This is a genomic window from Novosphingobium clariflavum, assembly GCF_026420865.1.
Taxonomy (GTDB): Bacteria; Pseudomonadota; Alphaproteobacteria; order Sphingomonadales; family Sphingomonadaceae; genus Novosphingobium; species Novosphingobium clariflavum.
The window spans coordinates 22,302-44,259 of the sequence record NZ_JAPCWC010000007.1; the positions used below are offsets into that span (position 1 = coordinate 22,302).

Here is a 21,958-nt window from a genome sequence, read left to right on the forward strand (position 1 = left end):
GATGCGATTCGGTGGAAAAGGCCCGGCGCGGCGCGCCGGAGCCCGGTCAGATCAGCGAATCGGCATATACCGCGGCACGCAGCTCGGCGATGCCCATGCCCTTTTCCGACGAGGTGATGTGCACTTCGGGGTAGGCCGCCGGGTGCTTGCGCGCCTCGGCGATGGTCTCGGCGTGGACCTTTTCCAGTTCAGTCGCCTTGATCTTGTCCGCCTTGGTGAGGACGATGCGGTAGCCGACAGCGGCCTCATCCAGCATCTTCATCATGTCGGCGTCGACATCCTTCACGCCGTGGCGCGAATCGACCAGCAGCAGCGTGCGCTTCAGTTCCACGCGGCCGCGCAGATAGTCGCGCACCAGCCGGCGCCAGGTCTCGACGACCTTGGGCGGCGCCTTGGCGAAGCCGTAGCCGGGCATGTCGACGAGGCGGAACTGCAAGGGCTCGCCGACGTCGAAGAAATTGAGTTCCTGCGTGCGCCCCGGCGTCACCGACGTGCGCGCGATCGACTTGCGGCCGGTCAGCGCGTTCAGCAGCGAGGACTTGCCGACGTTCGAGCGGCCGCAGAAGGCAATCTCCGGCTCGCCCGATTCGGGCAGGAACTTGAGCGCGGGCGCGCTCTTCAGGAACGTCACCGGTCCCGAAAAGAGCTTTCGCGCCTGCTCGAGCAGTTCTGCCTGTTCTTCTTCCATGTCGATTCTCAGGCCTTCTTCTCGCGCTCGCGGGCACGAGCCTTGTCCTGGGCTTCCTTCTCCTGCTGCGCCTTGAGCTGCGGATGCATCACGTAGAGCAGCTTCTGCTGACCGATCGCGAGCAGGTTGGAGGTAATCCAGTAGACCAGCAGGCCCGAAGCGAACGGCGCCATGATGAACATCATGAACCACGGCATCAGGGCAAAGACCTGCTGCTGCGCGGGGTCCATCTGCTGCGGGTTCAGCTTGAACTGCAGGTACATGGTGACGCCCAGCAGCAGAGCCAGCACGCCGATGCCGAGGAAGGCGGGGGGCGTGAACGGCAGCATGCCGAACAGGTTGAGGATGTGCAGCGGATCGGGTGCGGACAAGTCCTTGATCCACAGCACGAAGGGCTGGTGGCGCATCTCGATCGCCAGGTTCAGCACCTTGTAGAGCGCGAAGAACACCGGAATCTGCAGGAACATCGGGAGGCAGCCGGCGAGCGGGTTCACCTTCTCCTCCTTGTACAGCTTCATGATCTCAAGCTGCTGCTGCTCCTTGTTGTCCTTGTAGCGCTCCTGGATCGCCTTCATCTTCGGCTGGATCGCGCGCATCGCGGCCATCGAGGCGAAGCCGCGCTGGGCGACCGGGAACATGATGCCGCGCACGATGGCGGTCAGCAGGATGATGGCGACGCCGAAGTTGCCGACAAGCGCGAAGAGCTTCACCAGCAGCCAGAAGATCGGCTTCTCGAACCAGCGGAACCAGCCCCAGTCGATCGCGAGGCCGAAGTTGGTGACGCCCTGCTTCTCGTAGGCGTCGAGCACGGCGTGCTCCTTGGCGCCAGCGAAGAGCTTGGTCTCGCGGGTCAGCGCCTGACCCGGCTGGATCACGCTCTGCTCGTAGACGGCATCGGCACGGAAGAGCTGGTTGCCCAGCGAGCGGAACGAACCGGTGGCCTTGGCGTTCACCGGGATCACCGCCGACATCCAGTAGACGTCGGTGAAGCCGATCCAGTCGACCTTGCCGGCCTGGTCCTGGCTGCCGGCGGTCACCAGATCGCTGTACTTGGGGCCGAATTCGACCGAGCCGTCAAAAGCGCCGATGCCGCCAGTGCGCAGCGTCCAGGCATAGGCAGCGGCGGTGCGGTCGGTGCGGTTGACCAGCGCGAAGGGCTGGACGGTGACGGGCGCCGGCCCCTTGTTCACCACCTGCTGGTCGGCGGTGATCATGTAGTTGTCGTCGACCTTGAAGGTCAGCGCGTAGATCTGGCCATGGCCGTTGTCCCAGGTCAGGGTGACCGGGGTAGCCGGGGTCAGCTTCGCCCCGGCAGGTGCGGTCCAGACGGTGCCGGCGCTCGGCGCCATGCTGCCCTGGCTGACCCAGCCGAACTGCGCGAACTGCTGCGCCGGCGTGCCCGAGGGCGAGAACATGCGGACCGGGCCGGAGTTCTTCTCGACCGTCTCACGGTGGCGATTGAGCACGAGATCGTCGAGCAGTGCGCCGGTGAGGTTGATCGAACCCGACACGCCGGGCGCCTGGATCGGCACGCGGCCGCCGTGGGTCAGCGCGGTCTTGAGGTCCTGCTGCTCCAGCGCCACTTCAGCGGCGTCACGCAGCCCCCCCTCGCGGGTCGGCTTGGCGGCGCTGGCCGGATCGGCGCTCGGCGCGGCGGTCTGTTCCACCTTGGGCTTGTTGGCGTTCGGGTAGAAATAGGCGACGCCCTGCTCCCAGCCGAAGAGCACGAGCGCGGTCAGGACGACCGCCAGTATGATGTTGCGCTGCTTTTCCACGAAGGCTTTCCTGTCGTAATCCCGTCGGTGGCAGCGGCCGGGACGCGCCCTCCGCTACCTCAAAGTCAAGTCAGTCCGGCACCGGGTCGTAGCCGTGCCCACCCCAAGGCTGGCAGCGCAATAGACGCTTGAACGCCAGCCAGCCACCCTTAATCGCACCATGCTTGCGCACTGCAATGATCGCGTACTGCGAACAGGAGGGCGAATAGCGGCAGGAGGGCGGCAGGACCTGCGAAGGACCAAGCTGCCAGGCACGGGCAACCCCGATAAGGAGCAAGCCCGGAAGGCGGGCAAGCAAGGCGAACACGCGCTTCACTGACCCCATCACTTCCTGGGTTTCCGGGGCCCCTTGCGCCGGGGCGGATCGCCCTTGCCGGCATGGGCCCGCGCCAGTGCCGCCAGCAGTTCCTCGCGCAGCAGCGCGAAATCGCGCTCCACCCCGCCTTCGCGGCCGATCAGGACATGGTCAGTATCGGCAAGGCCATGCCCGGCCAGAAGCTCGCGCAGCAGCGCGCGAAACCGCCGTTTCATGCGATTGCGCACGACGGCATTGCCGATCTTCTTGGTGACGGTGATGCCCGCCCGCTGCCCCTGCCCGCCATTGGGCCTGGCCAGCAGCACGAATCCCGGCCGCGCCACGCGAAGACCGCCATTGGCCGCAACGAAGTCGGCCCGGCGGGTCATGGTGGTATAGGCGGCGGTCATGTCAGCCGGCAGATAGGGAGGGGAACTGCAAAGTACAAACGGCGGCGGCCCGTGCCGCTATCTGATTCCTCACCACGCAACGGGGCAGGCGAGGGATCGGATAGCGACACGGGCCGGTGCCGCATCCAGCCGTGAGGCTGGAAAAGTCTCGATCAGGCCGAGAGCTTCGAACGGCCGCGGGCGCGGCGCGCACGAAGAACCTTGCGGCCACCGACGGTCGCCGTGCGGGCGCGGAAGCCGTGACGGCGGGCGCGGACAAGGCGGCTGGGCTGGAAAGTGCGCTTCATGACGGTCCTCGAAAATCCGAACAAAAGAGGCCGTCCAACCGGGACGACCGCAAAACAGAGCGCGCCGATACTGGAGCGCGCAAACAGAGTCAAGGCAAAGCCGGTGCCGCCTCGCCCCAAGGGGCAGTATTACCGGGCCCGCTCACTGTAGCGAGCCGATCCAGGCGGCGGCAAGATCGATCCGGGCCTTCGAACGCGCGGGCACGACCTCGCGGTCGAGCGCCACCCAGCGCTCCATTTCCGCCGCACCGAACCACAGCGCCGATTCGAAGGATACCGAATTGGTCATCGCATAGAAGGCACGGGCCTCCTGCGCACTCATGCCCATCTGCCGGTAATAGTCGAGATAACGCCGGTTTGCCGGGGCATCGGCGGCATAGTCGCCGGCCTCGCGGCCCGAATCGTCGAGCCAGGAATGGACCGCGAACTCGGCGCCCGAATCGGCATAGCGCCGCGCCCCCGCCAGAAACAGCTCGACCGCGCCGGAACGCACCGAACCGCCATTCGGCACCCGGGTGGCGATGCCGCGCGCACGGATCATCCGCCCCAGCCGCAAGTTCGCCAGGTCGTCCTCGGTGCCCGGGCACTCGATCATCTCGAGCTCGGCGATCGCCGGCCAGTCGTTCAGCAGGGCCGCGAACTGGGCGGGGCTGCGCGAATCGGTAACGTCGACCAGCGCGACATGCCGGGCATCGACCACACGGAACGGCCCATAGGCAGCGATGCCCCGGGGGATCGCCGCCGGCGCCGAAGGCTGCCAGGCAATGGCGCCCCCGCTGCCGACCAGACGCTCGCCGCCGGTGAAGGCAGGCGCCTCGTCCGCCACGAAGGCCGCCGGTTGCTGGACGTAACCGGGCTCCTCGAACAGCACGATCTCATAGGCGATCGTCGCGGTGCGTGCCGGGACATGCGCCTGGGCCGGCGAAGCGGCCAGAGGGAGCACGGCGAGCATGGAAAGCAGGATGGGTCGCATGGGGCCAGAGTGCGACCGGGAAACTTACCCAAACCGTGAGACATTCGGTTAAAAGGCTGTAAGGTTTGACCTAGGCGTTCTTTTCCATATCGACAGTGCCCAACGTCGATGTCATCCCAGCCCCAAGCCAAGTAATTCTACGTATTACTCCAGGAGCCAAGGGTCCTTCGTGGTCGCACTCGTTTCGACCGTTGCCTACCTCGGTCTCGAGGCACGCCCGGTCGAAGTCCAATGCCAGGTAGCACCGGGAATGCCCGGGTTCACTCTGGTCGGCCTGCCCGACAAGGCGGTTGGCGAAAGCCGCCAGCGGGTCAGCGCCGCGCTTACGGCGATGGGGCTGGCGCTGCCGCCCAAACGCATCACCATCAACCTCTCGCCGGCCGACCTGCCCAAGGAAGGCTCGCATTACGATCTGCCGATCGCGCTGGCGCTGCTGGCGGCGATGGGCGTGATCGATGCCGAGCAACTGGGCGATTTTGTCGCCGTGGGTGAACTCGCGCTCGACGGGCGGGTGATCCCATCCCCCGGCGTGCTGCTGGCCGCACTCCATGCCAGCGCGCTCGACAAGGGGCTGATCTGCCCCGCCGCGCAGGGCACCGAAGCGCGCTGGGCCGAAGGCGTGCCGGTGGTCGCCGCCCCCAACCTGATCAGCCTGCTCAACCACCTCAAGGGGCTGCAGGTCCTGCCCAGCCCCGAACCGGGCAAGGCCGATCCGCCCGAGCGCGGCCCCGACCTCAGGCAGGTGAAGGGGCAGGAAGTCGCCCGCCGCGCGCTGGAGATCGCCGCCGCCGGATCGCACAACCTCCTGATGAGCGGGCCTCCCGGCGCCGGCAAGTCGCTGCTCGCCTCCTGCCTGCCCGGCATCCTGCCCGAACTGACGCCGGCAGAGGCACTGGAAGTCTCGATGATCTCCTCGGTCGCCGGAACGCTGGAGGAAGGCCGCATCAGCCGCGCCCGCCCGTTCCGCGCGCCGCACCACTCGGCCTCGATGGCAGCGCTGACCGGCGGCGGCCTCAAGGTCCGCCCCGGCGAAGTCTCGATGGCGCACCTTGGCGTGCTGTTCCTCGACGAACTGCCCGAATTCCAGCGCGCGGTGCTCGATTCGCTGCGCCAGCCGCTCGAAACCGGCGAGATTTCCGTCGCCCGCGCCAATGCCCACGTCACCTATCCGGCGCGCGTGCAGCTTGTGGCGGCGATGAACCCGTGCCGCTGCGGTTATCTGTCGGACCCCGCCCTCGCCTGCTCGCGCGTGCCCAAGTGCGCCGCCGACTACCAGAGCAAGGTCTCCGGCCCGCTGCTCGACCGCATCGACCTCCACGTCGAGGTCGACCCGGTGCGCGCGGTGGACCTCGCCCTGCCGCCGCCCAAGGAAGGCAGCGCCGAAGTGGCGCAGCGCGTCGCCCGCGCCCGCGCCGTGCAGACCGCCCGCCTCAGCGGCACCGGCAAGCGCACCAATGCCGAACTCGACGGCGACCTGCTCGAAACCCACGCCACGCCCGATGACCCCGGGCGCAAGCTGCTGATGCAGGCGGCGGAGGCGATGCACCTCTCGGCCCGCGGCTATACGCGCATCCTGCGCGTGGCGCGCACGATCGCCGATCTTGCCGGAAGCGCCGAGGTCGGACGCGTGCATGTGGCCGAGGCGCTCAGCTATCGGCGGCAGCCGCCGAGGGGTTGATCTGCATCGGGGCGAATTTTCAGGCGTGCGCTGTGAATACGACATCCCGTCGCCGCGCAGGCGCAGGGGCGACGGATTGGTTTTAGGTGGGTACGGAGCTTCCCTTCTCCCTCCCCAACTGGCATCGCCCGCAAGATGACCCCGCAGACCGACCGCACTGCCTTGCTTGCCGGCATTTCCATCATCGTCGCGCAAAGCTCGATCAACCTTGGCGCGGCCTTCGCCAAGAGCCTGTTCCCGCTGGTCGGCCCCGAAGGCGTGGCGGCGCTGCGCACGACGATCTCCGCGCTGATCCTGCTGGCCATCGCCCGCCCTTGGCGCGTGAAATTCACGGCGCGGCAGCTCAAGTGGCTGCTGCTCTACGGGCTGGTGCTCGGCTGCATGAACCTGATGATCTACTGGGCGATCCGGCGCATCCCCATCGGCATCGCCGTCGCCATCGAGATCTGCGGACCGCTGAGCCTGGTGCTGGCCAGTTCGCGCTCGGTGAAGGATTTCCTCTGGCTGGGGCTCGCGGTCGGCGGCATGGCCCTGCTGATCCCGTGGGAGGGCAATGCCCACGCGCTCGATCCCATAGGCATCGTCTTCGCACTGGCGGCGGCGACCTGTTGGGCACTTTACATCCTGTGCGGCCGGCGCGCTTCGGAAGTTGGCGGTTCGGTCGCGGTATCGGTGGGCATGGTGGTGGCCTGCTGCGTTACAGTGCCGTTCGGCCTCGCTTCTGCCCCGGCTAGCCTGCCATTGCATGCGCTGGCATTGGGCGCGGTAGTCGCGGTACTGTCCAGCGCGCTGCCCTATGTGCTGGAGATGCGGGCGATGGGCCAGCTTCCCAGCCGCATCGTCGGCCTGCTCAGCAGCATGGCCCCGGCACTGGGTGCCATCGTCGGCTTCCTCGTCCTCGATGAGCGGCTGAGCGGGCTGCAATGGCTGGCGGTCGCGATGATGATCGGCGCCAGCGCGGGCTGCTCGCTGGCCTCGCGCCCGCCGGTCGCACGCCCGCGCGACGATGTGATGGCTTAGAGCAGTTTCCGATCCGATTGCATCGGATCAACTGCTCCAAGATTTTGGTTTTACGCGTTTTCTGAGACATCAGGTGATTCCATCTGATTAGAAAACGCTCTAATCCTCGGCGTCGAGTTGCCTGAGCACTTCGGCCACCACGCGCGGATCGCTGGCGAAGCCAAGGTGCGTGCAGCGGATCGCCACCGCCCGGTCCCGCTCGCTGGGCCAGCCGCAGGCCGAGCGCGGATGGATCACCCCGTCGCGCGGGCTCCACAGCGCGATCGTTGGCACCGGCGGCTTGGCGGTGAAATCGCAGTCGATCGGCGGCGCGCTGACCGAGTGCCCCGTCACCATCTGATAGGCCCGCCAGGCGTTGTTGGCGCGCGGATCGCCCGAAAACGGCGTGCCCATGGTGATGACCCTGGAAACGCAGTCAGGCTCGCGCCGCGCGATCTCCCGCGCGAAAAGGCCGCCGAGGCTCCAGCCGACCAGCGCGATGGGCCGCTTGTGCTGGCGCGCCAGCGTGCCGACCCGGCGCATCAGGAAGGCGAAGTTCTGCGGGTTCGGCCCGAGATTGAGCCCGAGCCCCCATTCGTGGACCTCATGCCCCGCCTCGGCCAGGGCATCGGCCATCGGCCGCATCCGGTTGGGATGCGCGCCAAAGCCGGGCAGCAGCATGACCGGCTGCGGATGCTGCGCCTTGTCCACGGCAATGGGCTTCTTCTTGCCCCGCCCCAACGAAGCCAGTTCGGCGAGGAACAGGCGCAGCGAGGGCTTGCGCACGCCCTCCGGGTGCGGCTCGCGCGCCAGCGCCGCGCGGCGCGCGATGGCGCTGCGCATCATGTCCAACTGCCGGGGAGCCGGTTCGTTCACTTCCATCCTTTACCGGCCGCCCGTCACGGGCGGCCCTTGATCACGGGCAATCACCCACCCGCTGGGTCGTCATGTGCATCGCCATCTTCATCTGCCCCATCGGCGCGGGGCCGCCGGACATGTCCATGTCTACCGTCACGTCCGATCCCTGCTCGCCCACGGTGCCGGCCAGCTTGATCGTCGCCGTGCCCTGATTGTCGGCACCTTGCCCGGAAGACTTGCAATCCATCTGGGCATCGAGCTTGCCGCCATCAACCTCGAAGCGCGAATAGCTGCATTCGCGCCCTCTGCCGATACCGTCGAACATGTCGCGGTAGCCCTTGTCGGCTTCGGCCTGGGTCAGGCAGAACTGGTTGACCTGGCCCTTGGCCATCATCGTCTTCATCTGCTCGGCCGCCTCGCTGGGCATGCCGGGCACGTCCATCTTCGTGATCTCGACCTTCTGCATGTACTGGCCGGGCTTGGGGCGTTGCAGCTGGGCCGCCTCTTCCTTTACCTCGTCCATCGACTTGGGCTCGCCGCTTTTCGGCTCCTTCGAGCTGCACGCCGCCAGCACAAGTGCCAGACCCACGATCGAAACTGCTGCCATACGCTTCATGGAGTCGAACCCTTTCGCACCTGATCCGGGAGGCGAGGACCTATCATTGCCGCGCCTTTCCCGCGAGCCCCTTCCGGCAAGACACTAAGCCAGACATTGCGGGCGGCCACGATATACCCCATATGTTCTCCCATGGCAGAGCTGATCATCCGCCGGGGCCTCGAGGAACCGGATACCTCGGGCACTTTCGTCCCCCACAAGCCCGCGCGTCCGGACAAGTCGATGCCAGGCCGGCCCTTCAAGGTCGTGTCCGAATACGAACCCAACGGCGACCAGCCGACCGCCATCGCCGACCTCGTCTCGACGGCGGGCGAGGGCGAGAAGACGCAGGTGCTGCTGGGCGTCACCGGCTCGGGCAAGACCTTCACGATGGCCAAGGTCATCGAGGAATTGCAACGCCCGGCCCTGATCCTGGCGCCGAACAAGATCCTCGCCGCCCAGCTCTATGCCGAAATGAAGGACTTCTTCCCCGAAAACGCGGTCGAGTACTTCGTCTCCTACTACGACTATTACCAGCCCGAAGCCTACGTCGCCCGCTCGGACACCTACATCGAGAAGGAAAGCTCGGTGAACGAGGCGATCGACCGCATGCGCCATTCGGCCACGCGCGCCCTGCTGGAGCGGGACGACGTGATCATCGTCGCCTCGGTCTCGTGCCTCTACGGCATCGGCTCGGTCGAGACTTACTCGGCGATGATCTTCGACCTCAAGACCGGCGACACGCAGGACCAGCGCGAGATCATCAGGAAGCTCGTCGCCCTCCAGTACAAGCGCAACGATGCCGCCTTCACCCGCGGCACCTTCCGCGTGCGCGGGGACAACCTGGAACTCTTCCCCAGCCACCTCGAGGACACCGCTTGGCGCATCTCGTTCTTCGGCGACGAGATCGAGGAGATCGCCGAGTTCGATCCGCTCACCGGCAAGAAGGGCTCGGTGCTCGAAAAGGTGCGGGTCTACGCGAATTCGCACTACGTCACGCCCGGGCCGACGATGAAGCAGGCAAGCGAGGCGATCCGCTTCGAACTGACCGAGCGGCTCAAGGAACTGGAAGCCGAAGGCCGCCTGCTCGAAGCCCAGCGGCTGGAGCAGCGCACCAATTTCGACCTTGAGATGATCGCCGCCACCGGGTCCTGCGCGGGGATCGAGAACTATTCGCGCTTCCTCACCGGCCGCCTGCCGGGCGAACCGCCACCGACGCTGTTCGAGTACCTGCCCGACAATGCCCTGCTGTTCGTGGACGAAAGCCACCAGACGGTGCCGCAGATCGGCGCGATGTCGAAGGGCGACCACCGCCGCAAGATCACGCTGGCCGAATACGGCTTCCGCCTGCCGAGCTGCATCGACAACCGCCCGCTGCGCTTCAACGAGTGGGACGCCATGCGCCCGCAGACCATCGCCGTCTCGGCCACGCCGGGATCGTGGGAGATGGAGGAATCGGGCGGCGTCTTTGCCGAGCAGGTGATCCGCCCCACCGGCCTGATCGACCCGCCGGTGGAGATCCGCCCGGTCGAGGACCAGGTGCAGGACTGCATCATGGAGTGCAAGACGACGGCGGAGCGCGGCTATCGCACCCTCGTCACCACCCTCACCAAGCGCATGGCCGAGGATCTCACCGAGTTCATGCATGAGGCCGGGGTGCGCGTGCGCTACATGCACAGCGACGTCGAGACGCTGGAACGCATCGAACTCATCCGCGACCTGCGCATGGGGGTCTACGACGTGCTGGTGGGCATCAACCTCTTGCGCGAGGGCCTCGACATTCCCGAGTGCGGGCTCGTCTGCATTCTCGATGCCGACAAGGAAGGTTTCCTGCGCAGCGAGACCTCTCTCATCCAGACCATCGGCCGCGCCGCGCGCAACGTCGACGGCCGCGTGATCCTCTATGCCGACCGCATGACCGGATCGATGGAACGCGCCATCGCCGAAACCGACCGTCGCCGCGCCAAGCAGGAAGAATACAACGCCGAGCACGGCATTACCCCGCAGACGATCAAGCGCCGCATCGCCGACATCGTCGCCGATACCGCCAGCCGCGACGGCGTGCTGATCGATATCGAGACCGACGACGGCGCCAACAACCTCGTCGGCCACAACTTGCGTGCCTATATCGAGGAACTGGAAAAGAAGATGCGCGCCGCCGCCGCCGACCTCGAATTCGAGGAAGCCGGGCGCATCCGCGACGAGATCCGCAAGCTGGAAGCCAGCGAACTGGGCATCCCGGACGAGCACAGGAAAGCCCCCATCGTCGGCCGCAGCAACGAGGGCAAGCCCGGCACCCGCAAGACCCGCTACGGCAAGATGCAGAAGAAATGGGGCAAGTAGCCGGGCTTCCCGCCTTCCCCGAAAACGACCGGGCTCTCCTCCTTGAAAGAGAGCCCGGGACCTGTTGCCAGGTCCCGGGCTGAGAGTCTCAGGATCGCAAGTACCGATCCCTCGGGTCGCGATGGCATTGTGCATCGACATGTAACCCGCAGCATACCATGAACATGGTAGAGTCCCTTATTTCAGGGCTGGATGACGGTACTTGTTAATCGCCGCTTCACCTTACATGATGCGCCGGTGGGCTCATTCAGGGATCACCGCTGTCGCGCCGAGGGGATCGCCGATCTCTTTGCGCGCGCACCTTTCGAGGAAGGGGGCTGGGACGCCGCCCTGAAAGCGCTGGCCGATGCCACCGGATCGACCCGCTCGCAGCTGCTCGCGCTGGGTGACCGGCACGCCGCGTTCAACTGGGTCACCGATGCCGAGGGCATTCCCGACTACTTCGACGAATTTCTCGCGATCGACGGTTTCAACCCTCAGGTGAACTACCGCGTCGCGGCAACACGCACGCCCTTCGAAGTGACCTGGGAAGATCACTACGACGCTGTCCGCAAGGCCCATACCGACGAGGCCTATCTCGACTATGTCCGCCGCAACGATGCCGAGTTCGGCGCGCAGGTCGTGCTCAGCCAGCGTCCCGGAGTGTTTTTCGGCCTCGCCATCCTGCGCGGCCACGGCGTGGGCCGCAGCAACGAGGCCCAGCGCGCCGTGCTGGCCGAGGCGGCGCCCGCAGTTCTCGCCGCCATCCGCATGCAGGACGCCATCGAGCATCAGGGCATCGAGTTGCTGCGCGGTTCGCTGGACGCGATCCGCAGCGCGGCGATCCTGCTCGATGGCATCGGCAAGGTCTGCGGCGTCACCGCGGCGGCGCAGGCGCTGCTTGGACCCGATTCCCTGCAGATCCGGGCCACCACCCTGCATGCGACCCGGCCGGATGTGGACCGCGATCTCCAGGCCCGCATCGGCCGCGCGCTCGCGGGACGGGAGGACGGCGCCGCCGACCTCTGGCTGCGCACCGCCGATGCCCCGCTGCTGCTCGACGTGCGCAGCCTGCCCCGGCAGGACTGGAGCTTCGGCACCGCCCCGCGCGCCATCGTCACCTTGCGCACGCCGCTGCGGCCAACCGCGCAGCAGTCCGCCCACCTCGCCACCGCGCTCGGGCTCACGCTGGCGGAAGGCGAAGTTGTCTCGCTTCTGGTACAGGGCCATTCGCGGCAGGCCGTCGCCAGCTTGCGCGGGGTCAGCGTGCAGACCGTCATCAGCCAGCTGCGCACGATCTTCCAGAAATGCGGCGTCAACCGCGAGGCAGTGCTGGTCTCCATGGCGCGCGAGGTGATCGAAATCGCTTCCCGTTGATCCGCCTCGGCAACTTGCCCCGCTGTAGTTTGCACCGTGACGGGAGGGGCGATTACTGTCATGCATCTTGCGCAATCGTCCGGGTGGACTTTGCACTGGATTCGTCGCCCCTTGAAGCCGACTGGCGCAAGCAACGTCAGTCAGAAACGAAGAGGTTGCCATGCGCATCGAGAGTGCCGAGTTTCGCTCCAAAGTCATGTCCGCAGAGGACGCCGCCCGGCTCATCACCAGCGGCTCCACGGTCGGCATGAGCGGCTTCACCGGCTCGGGTTATCCCAAGGCGGTTCCCCTGGCCCTTGCCGCCCAGATCGAGGCCGAACACGCCGCCGGACGCGGCTTCAAGGTGCGCATGTGGACCGGCGCCTCGACCGGGCCGGAGCTTGACGGGGCGCTGGCCAAGGCCGACGGCATCGAATTCCGCCTGCCCTACAACTCCGATCCCATCGCCCGCGAACGCATCAACAAGGGCGAGATGAACTACTTCGACATGCACTTGTCGCAAGTCGCGCCGATGGCCTGGCAGGGCTTCCTCGGCGATCTCGACACCGCCGTGATCGAAGTGGCCGGCATCCGCGCCGACGGCAGCCTGATCCCCTCCTCCTCGGTGGGCAACAACAAGACCTGGCTCGACCGCGCCGAGAAGGTCATCCTCGAAGTGAATGCGTGGCAGAACGAAGCGCTCGAGGGCATGCACGACATCTACTACGGCACCGCCCTGCCGCCCGCGCGCGTGCCGATCCCGCTGGTGAAGCCCGATGACCGCATCGGCTCGCCCTATCTCAAGGTCGATCCCGCCAAGGTCGTCGCCGTCGTCGAGACCGACCGGCCCGACCGCAACGCCCCGTTCAGCCCGCCGGACGAGAAGGCCAAGGCGATCGCCGGCCACATCCTCGAATTCCTGAACCACGAAGTGAAGCTGGGCCGCCTGCCCAAGGCGCTGCTGCCGATCCAGTCGGGCGTGGGCAACATCGCCAATGCCGTGCTGACCGGCCTGGTCGACGCGCCTTTCGACAGCCTGACCTCCTACACCGAGGTCATCCAGGACGGCATGCTGGACCTGCTGGACTCGGGCAAGCTGCGCATGGCCTCCGCCACTGCCTTCTCGCTGAGCCCCGAGGCGGCCGCGCGCGTGAATGCGGACATGGCCCGCTACCGCGACAAGATGATCCTGCGCCCGCAGGAAATCTCCAACCACCCCGAACTGATCCGCCGCCTGGGCTGCATCGCCATGAACGGGCTGATCGAGGCGGACATCTACGGCGCCGTGAACTCCACCCACGTCATGGGCTCGCGCATCCAGAACGGCATCGGCGGCTCGGGCGACTTCGCGCGCAATGCCTATATCTCGATCTTCATGACGCCTTCGACCGCCAAGGGCGGCAAGATCTCCGCCATCGTGCCGCAGGCCAGCCACGTCGATCACATCAACCAGGACGTGCAGGTGATCGTCACCGAGCAGGGCCTGGCCGATCTGCGCGGCCTCAGCCCCAAGGAACGGGCTCAGGTCATCATCGCCAACTGCGCGCACCCCGACTACCGCCCGCTGCTGGAAGACTACTACGCCCGCGCGCTCAAGGGCTCCTACGGCCTGCAGTCGCCCTCGCTGCCGGGCGAGGCGCTCTCGTGGCACCAGCGCTTCATCGAGACGGGCTCGATGCTGCCCTGATCGACCTTTAGAAACCTCACCGAATGATTTTCAAGGGCGCTGGATTTCCTCCAGCGCCCTTGTCGCATTTTAGGTCGCCACACTCTTGCCGTATACTATTTACCCGTTCTAGGTATCGCCCCCATAGGCGCCCCCGTCGCGGGCGCACTCAACAAGGGGTCGACCTTCCCGATGCGCACCGTTTCCCTCGCCTGCCTGGCGCTTTCGCTCGCCCTCGCCGCAGGCCCTGCCGCCACTTATGCGGCCGACAAGTCCGACCACGGCCAGGCCCCCGAGGCCAAGGAAGAGAAGAAGGACGACAGCCAGCTCGCCCCCTTCCCCGCGGCGAAGTCGGTCAAGCAGTCGGCAGTGATCGGCGGCAAGACCGTGAGCTACGTCGCCACGGTCGGCGCGCTGCCGGTCAAGGACGAGAAGGGCAAGACCATCGGTGAGGTGGTCTACACCGCCTACACGGTGCCCGGCGCCCCCGCCAACCGCCCCGTCACGTTCGCCTTCAACGGCGGCCCCGGCGCGGCCTCGGTCTATCTCAACCTCGGCGCCATCGGCCCCAAGCGCGTGCAGTTCGGCGCGCAGGGCGACGCGCCTTCCGATCCGGCCGTGCTGCACGACAATGCCAACTCGTGGCTGGACTTCACCGACCTCGTCTTCATCGACCCGATCGGCACCGGCTTCTCGCGCAGCCGCGTCGATGCCGAGGCGACCAAGAAGGCGTTCTTCACCTCCGAGAACGACATCAAGTACCTCAGCCGCATCGTCTATGACTGGCTGAACACCAATGGCCGCCTGACCAGCCGCAAGTACCTCGCCGGCGAAAGCTACGGCGGCTACCGCGTGCCGCGCCTCGCCTATTACCTCCAGACCCAGATGGGCGTGGGCATCAACGGCATGACGCTGGTCTCGCCCTATCTCGACCCGCCGGCGATCGGCGACGACGACGGCCTCTCGCCGCTGCCCTGGATGCTCAACCTGCCCGCAATGGCCGCCGGTCATCTCGAGCGTGAGGGCAAGCTCAGCGCCGAGGCCATGGCGCCAATCGAGCAGTACCTGAAGACCGAATACGTCGCCGACTTCCTCGCCGGTCCCAAGGACAAGGCCGCGACCGACCGCCTTTCGGCCAAGGTCGCCGAGATCACCGGGCTCGATCCGGCGCTGGTGCGCCGCATGAACGGACGTGTCGACATCGGCACGTACTTGCGCGAGATCCGCCGCGACCAGGGCCTGGTCGGCTCGGTCTACGATTCGAACTTCACCGCGTTCGACCCGTTCCCGGCCAGCGCCCGCCCGCAGTACGGCGACCCGCTGTTGACCACGCTGATCGCGCCCACCACCTCGGCGATGGTCGATTTCGTGACCCGTCAGGTCGGCTGGAAGGTCGATGCCCGCTACAACGCGCTGTCGTTCGAGGTGAACGAGGCCTGGGACCGCGACAACACCGACAACCCGGTGAAGGACCTGCGCCAGGCAATCTCGATCGATCCGAAGATGACCGTCGACATCGTCCACGGCTGGGACGACCTTTCGTGCCCCTATTTCGGTTCGCGCCTGATTATCTCGCAGATGCCCGAGTTCGGCCGCGCGGACCGCGTGAACCTGCACATGTACCCGGGCGGTCACATGTTCTACTCGCGCACCGACAGCGGCGCGGCGCTGCGCCGCGACATCATGGCAAGCTATCGCGCCGGGGCGTAACCTGCTCGGGGGGCGGTCTTCGGGCCGCGCCTTCCAGACATGAAAAAAGGGGCCGTGCCAGCGAAGGCACGGCCCCTTTTTGGTGTCCGGGCAAGCCGCTCAGAGCTTACCGAACTTCGCCTCGTAATCGCCGGTGTCACCGCTGGCGAGCAGCCTTGCCTGCTCAACCCAGTTGTCGCGGCGCGGGCGGCCGGCAAAGGCGCCCAGCTTGCCGTCGAGATCGTCAAGATCGGCATCGCTCCAGGCCGCGATCTGGGCAAAGCGGGTGACGCCGAGCGAATTGAGCAGCGTCAGCATCTTGGGGCCGAGGCCCTTGATCTTGCGCAAGTCGTCGCCCGCTGCGGTTTCTGCGGGAGCAGCGGCGGCCGGAGCAGGAGCGGCTGCCGGTTCAGGCGCCGACACCGGTTCGGGAGCCGTCTCTGCGGCCATTTGGGCAGCCACATCGGCGGCCCGCTCGGCTTCGGTCTCGGCCGCGATGGTCTGCGGCGGCAACGCGTTGTCGACTTCCTCCTGCGCGGCGACGGCGATCACCTCGCCGATCCCGGCCATCGTTCCGGCCATGGCCGGCGGATCGATGTGCACATGTGAAGGCGTCGGGGCTGCCGGGGCGGGCGCCGCGAACTGCGCGGCGGGCGGCGCCTCGTCGATCAGGGCCTGGTTGCGCTGCGCGGGGGCGGCCCCTTCGTCCAGCACGTCGGGACGATGGACGCGCGGCGCCGGTTTCGACGCCCGGGCGAACAGCCAGTAGGCGACGACGATGCCGATCAACAGCGCGGCGATGAAGACCAGCCAGTTGGCCTGGATCATTTGCAGCACGAAACTATCCCTTCCGGTTCCATACAAGCCAGCCGATGCCGAACCCCGCTAGGTAGGTCAGCAGCACCGAGACGGCCATTTCAAGCCATAGCGGCATGGGCGGCTCCTTTCATAGCATTTCCGAGCAGGCCCGCGCACTGCTGTGAATTACGCATTCAGCTGGGCCCGGGCGTGTCGATCGGCGTGGGCTTGACCGGGGCCGAGGCGATCACCGAGAATTCGATGCGGCGATTGGCAGGATCGTAGGGATCGAGCCCCGGGATCGGCGACTTGGGGCCGACTCCGGTCGCCCGCAGCCCGTCGGCCGGGATGCCGCGCCCGATCAGCGCCCAGCGCACCGCCTCGGCGCGCGCGCGCGATAGCGCGACATTAGCCTCGGTGATGCCGCCGGCATCGGTATGGCCGGTCACCGCGATGATGCTGCCCACGCAAGGCCGCAGCGCCTGCGCCACTTCATTGAGCAACCGCGCGCTCTGCGGATCGATCTGCGCGCTAGCCTCGGTGAAGCGGATCGAGCGGGTGGCGAGGATCGCCTCGACATCGTCCTGGCAGCGCAGCTTGGCGGACGGGCTCTCCTGCCCGCCCCAGCTGACGCCGCCGATGCCCGGCACTTCGGCCACCGCGGCGGCCACCCTGCTGCGCGTGGCATCGTTCAGTTTCTGGCCGCCGCGCAGGACCGGGTGGCGGGTCAGCCAGCCGTAGCGATCCCGGAAATCGAGACTGACCGCCTGCCCGCCCGCCGCATCGCGCACCGCCAGCGCCTGTCCGGCGAGACCGTCGATGAATGCGGGGCCCTCGAACCGGGTGGAAACGAAAGAGAGGGCAAGGCAGAGCGCGGCGCCGGCGGCGACGATGGAAGCACGGCGAGGATTCATGCCTTCAGCCTAGACGAATTTTCAGGCCTCTGGAAACAGCGGCGCGGAAAATTGCCGAACCTGCGCGGGAATGCTCAGGCCGACTTGGTTTTCTGGAACAGCTTGCGGTCTTCCGGGCCAAACGCCTTTTTCCAGATCACCAGCAGATAGGCCCCCAGGATCGCGGGAATGCCGAAGGCCAGTTCCGCCCACTCCGGCAGGAAGCGTGTCGCGAGGTAACCGATGACCACGGCCGGAACCGCCGCCCAGACCAGCGCCCAGCGCCAGTTGTTGATCGATTGCCCGAGGAACCTGGCCAGCATGTGCGACTTCACCAGCGAGGCGAAACCCAGCGAGACCATCAGCGCCGCCGCTGCCGTCGCGGCCTGGTAGAGCGAATTGTAGCCCCAGTGCTGCATCAGCAGGATGCCGCCGAACGTCAGTGCCGCCTGCACCCCGATGGTCACCAGCGACACCACGAGGTTGCGCATCTTGGCCACGTAGATCAGCGCCGCCTCACTGACGACGGCGGTGGCCGCCACCACTTCGGCGGCCAGCAGGAACGCCAGCGCCCCGGTGCCGCCCACGAACTCGCGGCCGACGAGGCCCATCACGCCCTCGCCCGGAAGCCCCAGGGCCAGCGCGATGCCCGCCTGCGCCGCGGTGATCCAGAACCCCACCTGGCAGACCTGCCGGGCAATCGCGGCATAGTCCTTTTCCTTAAGGTTGCGGGTGATGACCGGGCCGAGCACCGGCTCGAAGCTGGTCTTGAGCTTCTGCGGCAGGCTCGCCACCTGCTGCGCTGCGTAATAGACGCCGACCGCCGAGGCCGGCGCCAGGAAGCCCAGCAGGAAGATGTCGACGCGGCGGGTGCCCCACTCGATCGTGTCGGCGAGCGCGATCGGTGCCGAGCGGATCGCCAGCTTGCGCATCTCGCGCGGGCGCGGCCGCCAGCCTTGCGGCATGCCATATTCGCGCACGAAAGGAATGAACGCGGTCAACGCCGCCGCAAAGATCGAGCCGATGTAAGCGATCGACAGGCCGCTGTGCGGCGCGATCCAGATCATCGCTCCCGCCAGGATCGAGATCGCCCAGGGCTCGACGATGGCGCGCGACCACACCGTCGGGCTGACCCGCAGCCGATAGGCGAGCGCTGCCAGCCAGATCTCGGTCATCGTCAATGGCGGGATGGCGATCACCATCAGCCGGTCCATCTCGGTATAGTGCCCGCCCGGGAACATCGGCGCCGGTACGAGATAGAAGAACAGCGCCGCCGCGCAGCTTGCCAGCAGCGCCAGGATCGAGCCGTCCGCCACCACATTGGCCGGATGCACCTTGCCCTCGCTGTTCGACAGGCGCAGCGCGAGGCCGCGCTTTTCGCCCATCGTGCAGATCATCGAGGTCAGTTCGATCACCACCAGCGCCGAGGCGAACCGGCCCAGCGCGGCGGGGCCGTAGACCGCGGCGCGGCCGGCGATGAACAGGAACGGGATGCGCGCGGCAAGTCTCAGGAAGAACCCGAAGAGGTTCGTCCGCCCGCCCTTGGCGAGCGCGGCGATATCGTCGCGTTCCTTTTCCTGCCGCACGCCTTCGTCGTGGGCGATAATGCCGTCGGTCAAAGACTGGGCTCCTGCTCTGCGCGCAGGGGACGGGCCAGAATGCCGCTGACCACTTCGGCGGCGGGCGCCTTGCCTTCCAGCAGGCGGCACACCGCCTCGACGATCGGCATCTCGATGCCATCGCGCCGGGCCAGATCGCGCAGCACCGGCGCGGTAGCCGCGCCTTCGGCCACCGTGGCCTTGCCCGCCAGCGCCTCGGCGGCGCTCTGCCCCTCGCCCAGCGCGAGGCCGAGCGAGAAGTTGCGGCTGGAAGTGGACGAACAGGTCAGCACAAGATCTCCAAGGCCGCACAGGCCCGACAGCGTTTCCGCCCGCGCGCCGCGCGCCAGGCCGAACCGCAGCATTTCCGCATAACCGCGCGCGATGAGCGCGGCGCGCGCGTTCTGGCCGAGCCGAAGCCCTTCCACCACGCCGCAGGCAATCGCCAGCACGTTCTTGATCGCCCCGCCGACTTCCGCCCCTGTGACGTCGTCGGAGTAATAGGGCCGCAGTGCGGGCCTTGCGATCAAGGGCGAAAGCCGCGCCCACTGCGCCCGCCCGCCCGAACAGGCGAGCGTGACCGCGGTGGGGAGCCCCGCCGCGACTTCATGCGCGAACGTCGGCCCGGAGAGCACCGCGATCTCGGCGCCCGGCACGGCCTCGGCCGCGACTTGCGCCATCAGGCGTCCCGACCCGGCCTCAATGCCCTTGGCGCAGAGCACCAGGTCGCGCGGCGTCCCAGCAAACCCCAACTCCGGAAGCCGCGCCAGCACGCCGCCGAGGAACTGGGCGGGAACAACCGCCAGCAGCGCCGGCAAGGCCGCCAGTTCAGCGAGATCCGACGTGGCGCGAACACCCCCCGCCAAGGCAGCGCCGGGCAGATAGACCGCGTTGCAGCGCTCCGCGTTGATGCGCGCGGCAAGATCCGGCTCGCGTGCCCAGAGCAGCACTTCGCTGCCGTCACCGGCAGCCGCCTGCGCCAGCGCGGTGCCCCAGGCCCCGGCGCCGATGACGCCCAGCGCCGCGCTCACGCCTTGACCCCGGCGCCGCGCACGGCATCGGCTTCGGGATCGAGCGGCCAGCGCGGCCGCGCGGCCACGTCGAGCGGGTCCGACTGGCCAAGCGCAAAACGCTCCACCCCGGCCCAGGCGATCATCGCCGCATTGTCGGTGCACAGCGCCAGCGGCGGCGCCACGAAATCGAGCGCGTGTTCGGCCGCCAGCGCCTCCAGCGCGCCGCGGATCGCCTTGTTGGCCGCAACGCCGCCGGCCACGACCAGCGCATTCACCGGCCCCGCCGCCGCCAGTGCCCGGCGCGCACGGTCGATCAGGCAGTCGATCGCGGCCTGCTGGAAGGAAGCGGCGATATCGGCATCGCTGTACTGGCCCGACTGCTTGGCACGCATCACTGCGCTCTTGAGCCCGGCAAACGAGAAGTGCGGCTCGTCCGAGCCTTTGAGCGGACGCGGCAGCGGCACCTTTTTCGCATCGCCCGCCAGCGCCAGCCGCTCCATCGCCGGGCCGCCCGGATAGCCGAGGCCCAGCAACTTGGCGGACTTGTCGAAAGCCTCGCCCAGCGCATCGTCGATGGTGGTGGCGAGACGGCGGAACTTGCCCACGCCTTCCACCAGCAGGATCTGGCAGTGTCCGCCCGAGACCAGCAGCAGCAGGTAGGGATATTCCAGCGCGCCATCGGCAAGCCGCGGCGACAGGGCGTGGCCTTCAAGATGATTGATCGCGATCAGCGGCTTGCCGGTCGCCATCGCCAGCGCCTTGGCGGTGACCAGGCCGACCATCACCCCGCCGATCAGCCCCGGCCCGGCGGTGGCGGCAATCGCGTCCACCTGATCCAGCGTCATCCCCGCATCGGCCAGCGTCGCCTCGATCAGCGGGGCAAGGCGTTCGGCATGGGCGCGCGCGGCGATCTCGGGCACGACACCACCATAGGGCCGGTGCGCCTCGTCCTGCGAGGCTATGCGCTGCGCAAGGATCGTGCGGTCGCCGGTTACCAGCGCGGCCGCCGTCTCGTCGCACGAGCTTTCGATGCCCAAAATCGTGGTCATTTTCGGTTTACCCTGAACGGCCCTTCCACTGGACGACATTGGCGGGGAGCACAACCCGCCGATGACGACGCCAACCAAAACACATGAGACCCATTTCCGCCTTGGCACTCGCCGTTCGCCGCTGGCGATCGCACAGGCCGAGGAAGCACGCGACCGGCTTGCCGCCGCGCATGGAATCGATGCAGCGCATATAGAGATCGTGGCGGTGACCGCCAGCGGCGATCGCATCCAGGACCGGGCGCTTGCCGAAATCGGTGGAAAGGCGCTCTGGACCAAGGAACTCGACGCCTGGCTGGCCGGCGGCGAGATCGATTTTGCGGTCCATTCGGCCAAGGATGTCGAGACGATCCGCCCCGAAGCCTTCACCATCGGCGCGATCCTGCCGCGCGAGGACGTGCGCGACGTGCTGGTCGGCGCCGAATCGATCCGCGCGCTGCCGCAAGGCGCCATCGTCGGCACCAGCGCCCCGCGCCGCGCCGCGCAGCTTCTCCACGCCCGCCCGGACTGCACCGTGGTGACGTTTCGCGGCAATGTCGCCACCCGTCTGGCCAAGCTGGCGGCGGGCGAGGCCGACGCCACGTTCCTCGCCGCCGCCGGGCTCAGGCGCCTGGGCGAGACCGGCACCGGCCACGCGCTCGACGAGAACGACTGGCTGCCCGCCCCCGCCCAGGCCGCGATCATGATCGAATGCCGCGCCGATGACGCTCGCACCAAGGCCTTCCTCGCCGCCGTCGACGACGCGCCCAGCCACATCGCCGTCGCGGCGGAACGCGCGCTGCTGGCCGGGCTCGGCGGCAATTGCCACAGCCCGATCGCGGTGCTGACCCGCCATGACGGCCAGGATCTGATCATGCGCGCGGCCCTCTACAGCCCCGACGGGGCCGAAAAAGTCGAGGACGAAGCCCGTTTCCCGGCCACCGATGGCACCGGCCCCGCCGCGCTCGCGGCCCGGCTGCTGGCCCGCGCGGTGCCTGCCATCGCCGTGCATTTCAGCGGCGCGGGAGCCGATAGCTGAC

20 protein-coding genes are annotated in these 21,958 nt (G+C 67.5%); 7 read left to right on the forward strand and 13 right to left on the reverse strand.

Annotation, left to right across the window (positions count from 1 at the left end):
* Positions 1-46: 46 nt before the first annotated feature.
* The 6 genes from yihA to OKA11_RS11405 all read right to left on the reverse strand — a co-directional run bounded on the left by yihA (position 47) and on the right by OKA11_RS11405 (position 4,428).
* Positions 47-688, reverse strand: a complete 642-nt coding sequence (gene yihA, locus OKA11_RS11380) for a ribosome biogenesis GTP-binding protein YihA/YsxC (protein WP_267220291.1) — start codon at positions 686-688, stop codon at positions 47-49.
* Between the two features lie 8 nt (positions 689-696).
* Entirely contained in the window at positions 697-2,463 is a 1,767-nt protein-coding gene (gene yidC, locus OKA11_RS11385) for a membrane protein insertase YidC (RefSeq protein WP_267220292.1), read from the reverse strand.
* Positions 2,464-2,533: 70 nt separating this feature from the next.
* A complete protein-coding gene (gene yidD, locus OKA11_RS11390) occupies positions 2,534-2,779 on the reverse strand; it encodes a membrane protein insertion efficiency factor YidD (RefSeq protein ID WP_379489270.1) in 246 nt (81 codons plus the stop codon).
* An 8-nt stretch (positions 2,780-2,787) separates the two neighbouring features.
* On the reverse strand, positions 2,788-3,168 hold the full coding sequence (gene rnpA, locus OKA11_RS11395) for a ribonuclease P protein component (protein ID WP_267220293.1): 381 nt from the start codon (positions 3,166-3,168) through the stop codon (positions 2,788-2,790).
* A gap of 152 nt (positions 3,169-3,320) precedes the next feature.
* On the reverse strand, positions 3,321-3,455 hold the full coding sequence (rpmH, locus tag OKA11_RS11400) for a 50S ribosomal protein L34 (protein ID WP_086494189.1): 135 nt from the start codon (positions 3,453-3,455) through the stop codon (positions 3,321-3,323).
* A 142-nt stretch (positions 3,456-3,597) separates the two neighbouring features.
* On the reverse strand, positions 3,598-4,428 hold the full coding sequence (locus tag OKA11_RS11405; protein WP_267220294.1) for an alpha/beta hydrolase: 831 nt from the start codon (positions 4,426-4,428) through the stop codon (positions 3,598-3,600).
* A 169-nt stretch (positions 4,429-4,597) separates the two neighbouring features.
* Between OKA11_RS11405 and OKA11_RS11410 the strand changes: the two genes are divergently transcribed.
* Complete coding sequence (locus OKA11_RS11410) at positions 4,598-6,106, forward strand: YifB family Mg chelatase-like AAA ATPase (protein WP_267220295.1); 1,509 nt, start codon at positions 4,598-4,600, stop codon at positions 6,104-6,106.
* A gap of 135 nt (positions 6,107-6,241) precedes the next feature.
* Entirely contained in the window at positions 6,242-7,126 is an 885-nt protein-coding gene (locus OKA11_RS11415; protein WP_267220296.1) for an EamA family transporter, read from the forward strand.
* Positions 7,127-7,225: 99 nt separating this feature from the next.
* Here OKA11_RS11415 and OKA11_RS11420 read toward each other — a convergent pair whose 3' ends face one another.
* Both OKA11_RS11420 and OKA11_RS11425 read right to left on the reverse strand, forming a co-directional pair.
* Positions 7,226-7,951 (reverse strand): esterase/lipase family protein, encoded by a 726-nt coding sequence (locus tag OKA11_RS11420; RefSeq protein WP_407673448.1) that lies wholly within the window; start codon positions 7,949-7,951, stop codon positions 7,226-7,228.
* A 70-nt stretch (positions 7,952-8,021) separates the two neighbouring features.
* Complete coding sequence (locus OKA11_RS11425; RefSeq protein ID WP_267220298.1) at positions 8,022-8,579, reverse strand: DUF3617 domain-containing protein; 558 nt, start codon at positions 8,577-8,579, stop codon at positions 8,022-8,024.
* A 132-nt stretch (positions 8,580-8,711) separates the two neighbouring features.
* Between OKA11_RS11425 and uvrB the strand changes: the two genes are divergently transcribed.
* From uvrB to OKA11_RS11445, 4 genes are all read left to right on the forward strand, one after another.
* Positions 8,712-10,901 (forward strand): excinuclease ABC subunit UvrB, encoded by a 2,190-nt coding sequence (gene uvrB / locus OKA11_RS11430; RefSeq protein ID WP_267220299.1) that lies wholly within the window; start codon positions 8,712-8,714, stop codon positions 10,899-10,901.
* A gap of 237 nt (positions 10,902-11,138) precedes the next feature.
* Positions 11,139-12,257, forward strand: a complete 1,119-nt coding sequence (locus OKA11_RS11435; RefSeq protein ID WP_267220300.1) for a helix-turn-helix transcriptional regulator — start codon at positions 11,139-11,141, stop codon at positions 12,255-12,257.
* Between the two features lie 160 nt (positions 12,258-12,417).
* Entirely contained in the window at positions 12,418-13,923 is a 1,506-nt protein-coding gene (locus OKA11_RS11440; protein ID WP_267220301.1) for an acetyl-CoA hydrolase/transferase family protein, read from the forward strand.
* 171 nt (positions 13,924-14,094) lie between these two features.
* A complete protein-coding gene (locus tag OKA11_RS11445) occupies positions 14,095-15,612 on the forward strand; it encodes a S10 family peptidase (RefSeq protein WP_267220302.1) in 1,518 nt (505 codons plus the stop codon).
* Positions 15,613-15,711: 99 nt separating this feature from the next.
* Here the strand turns inward: OKA11_RS11445 and OKA11_RS11450 are convergent, their stop codons facing one another.
* The 5 genes from OKA11_RS11450 to tsaD all read right to left on the reverse strand — a co-directional run bounded on the left by OKA11_RS11450 (position 15,712) and on the right by tsaD (position 20,942).
* Positions 15,712-16,419, reverse strand: coding sequence for a hypothetical protein (locus OKA11_RS11450; RefSeq protein ID WP_267220685.1), 708 nt, complete (start codon positions 16,417-16,419; stop codon positions 15,712-15,714).
* A gap of 164 nt (positions 16,420-16,583) precedes the next feature.
* Positions 16,584-17,303 carry an OmpA family protein gene (locus tag OKA11_RS11455; protein ID WP_267220303.1) on the reverse strand — a complete coding sequence of 240 codons (720 nt, stop codon included), beginning with the start codon at positions 17,301-17,303 and terminating at the stop codon, positions 16,584-16,586.
* A 74-nt stretch (positions 17,304-17,377) separates the two neighbouring features.
* A complete protein-coding gene (locus tag OKA11_RS11460) occupies positions 17,378-18,901 on the reverse strand; it encodes a lipopolysaccharide biosynthesis protein (RefSeq protein ID WP_267220304.1) in 1,524 nt (507 codons plus the stop codon).
* Positions 18,898-19,911, reverse strand: coding sequence for an NAD(P)H-dependent glycerol-3-phosphate dehydrogenase (locus tag OKA11_RS11465; protein WP_267220305.1), 1,014 nt, complete (start codon positions 19,909-19,911; stop codon positions 18,898-18,900). The genes OKA11_RS11460 and OKA11_RS11465 overlap by 4 nt, the downstream gene beginning before the upstream one ends.
* The gene (gene tsaD, locus OKA11_RS11470) at positions 19,908-20,942 is read right to left on the reverse strand and encodes a tRNA (adenosine(37)-N6)-threonylcarbamoyltransferase complex transferase subunit TsaD (RefSeq protein ID WP_267220306.1); all 1,035 of its coding nucleotides are present in this window, start codon (positions 20,940-20,942) and stop codon (positions 19,908-19,910) included. Before tsaD ends, OKA11_RS11465 begins: the two co-directional genes overlap by 4 nt.
* A 61-nt stretch (positions 20,943-21,003) precedes the next feature.
* On the opposite strand from tsaD, the gene hemC reads away from it, so the two are divergent.
* Positions 21,004-21,957, forward strand: a complete 954-nt coding sequence (gene hemC, locus OKA11_RS11475; protein ID WP_267220307.1) for a hydroxymethylbilane synthase — start codon at positions 21,004-21,006, stop codon at positions 21,955-21,957.
* Position 21,958 lies beyond the last annotated feature (1 nt).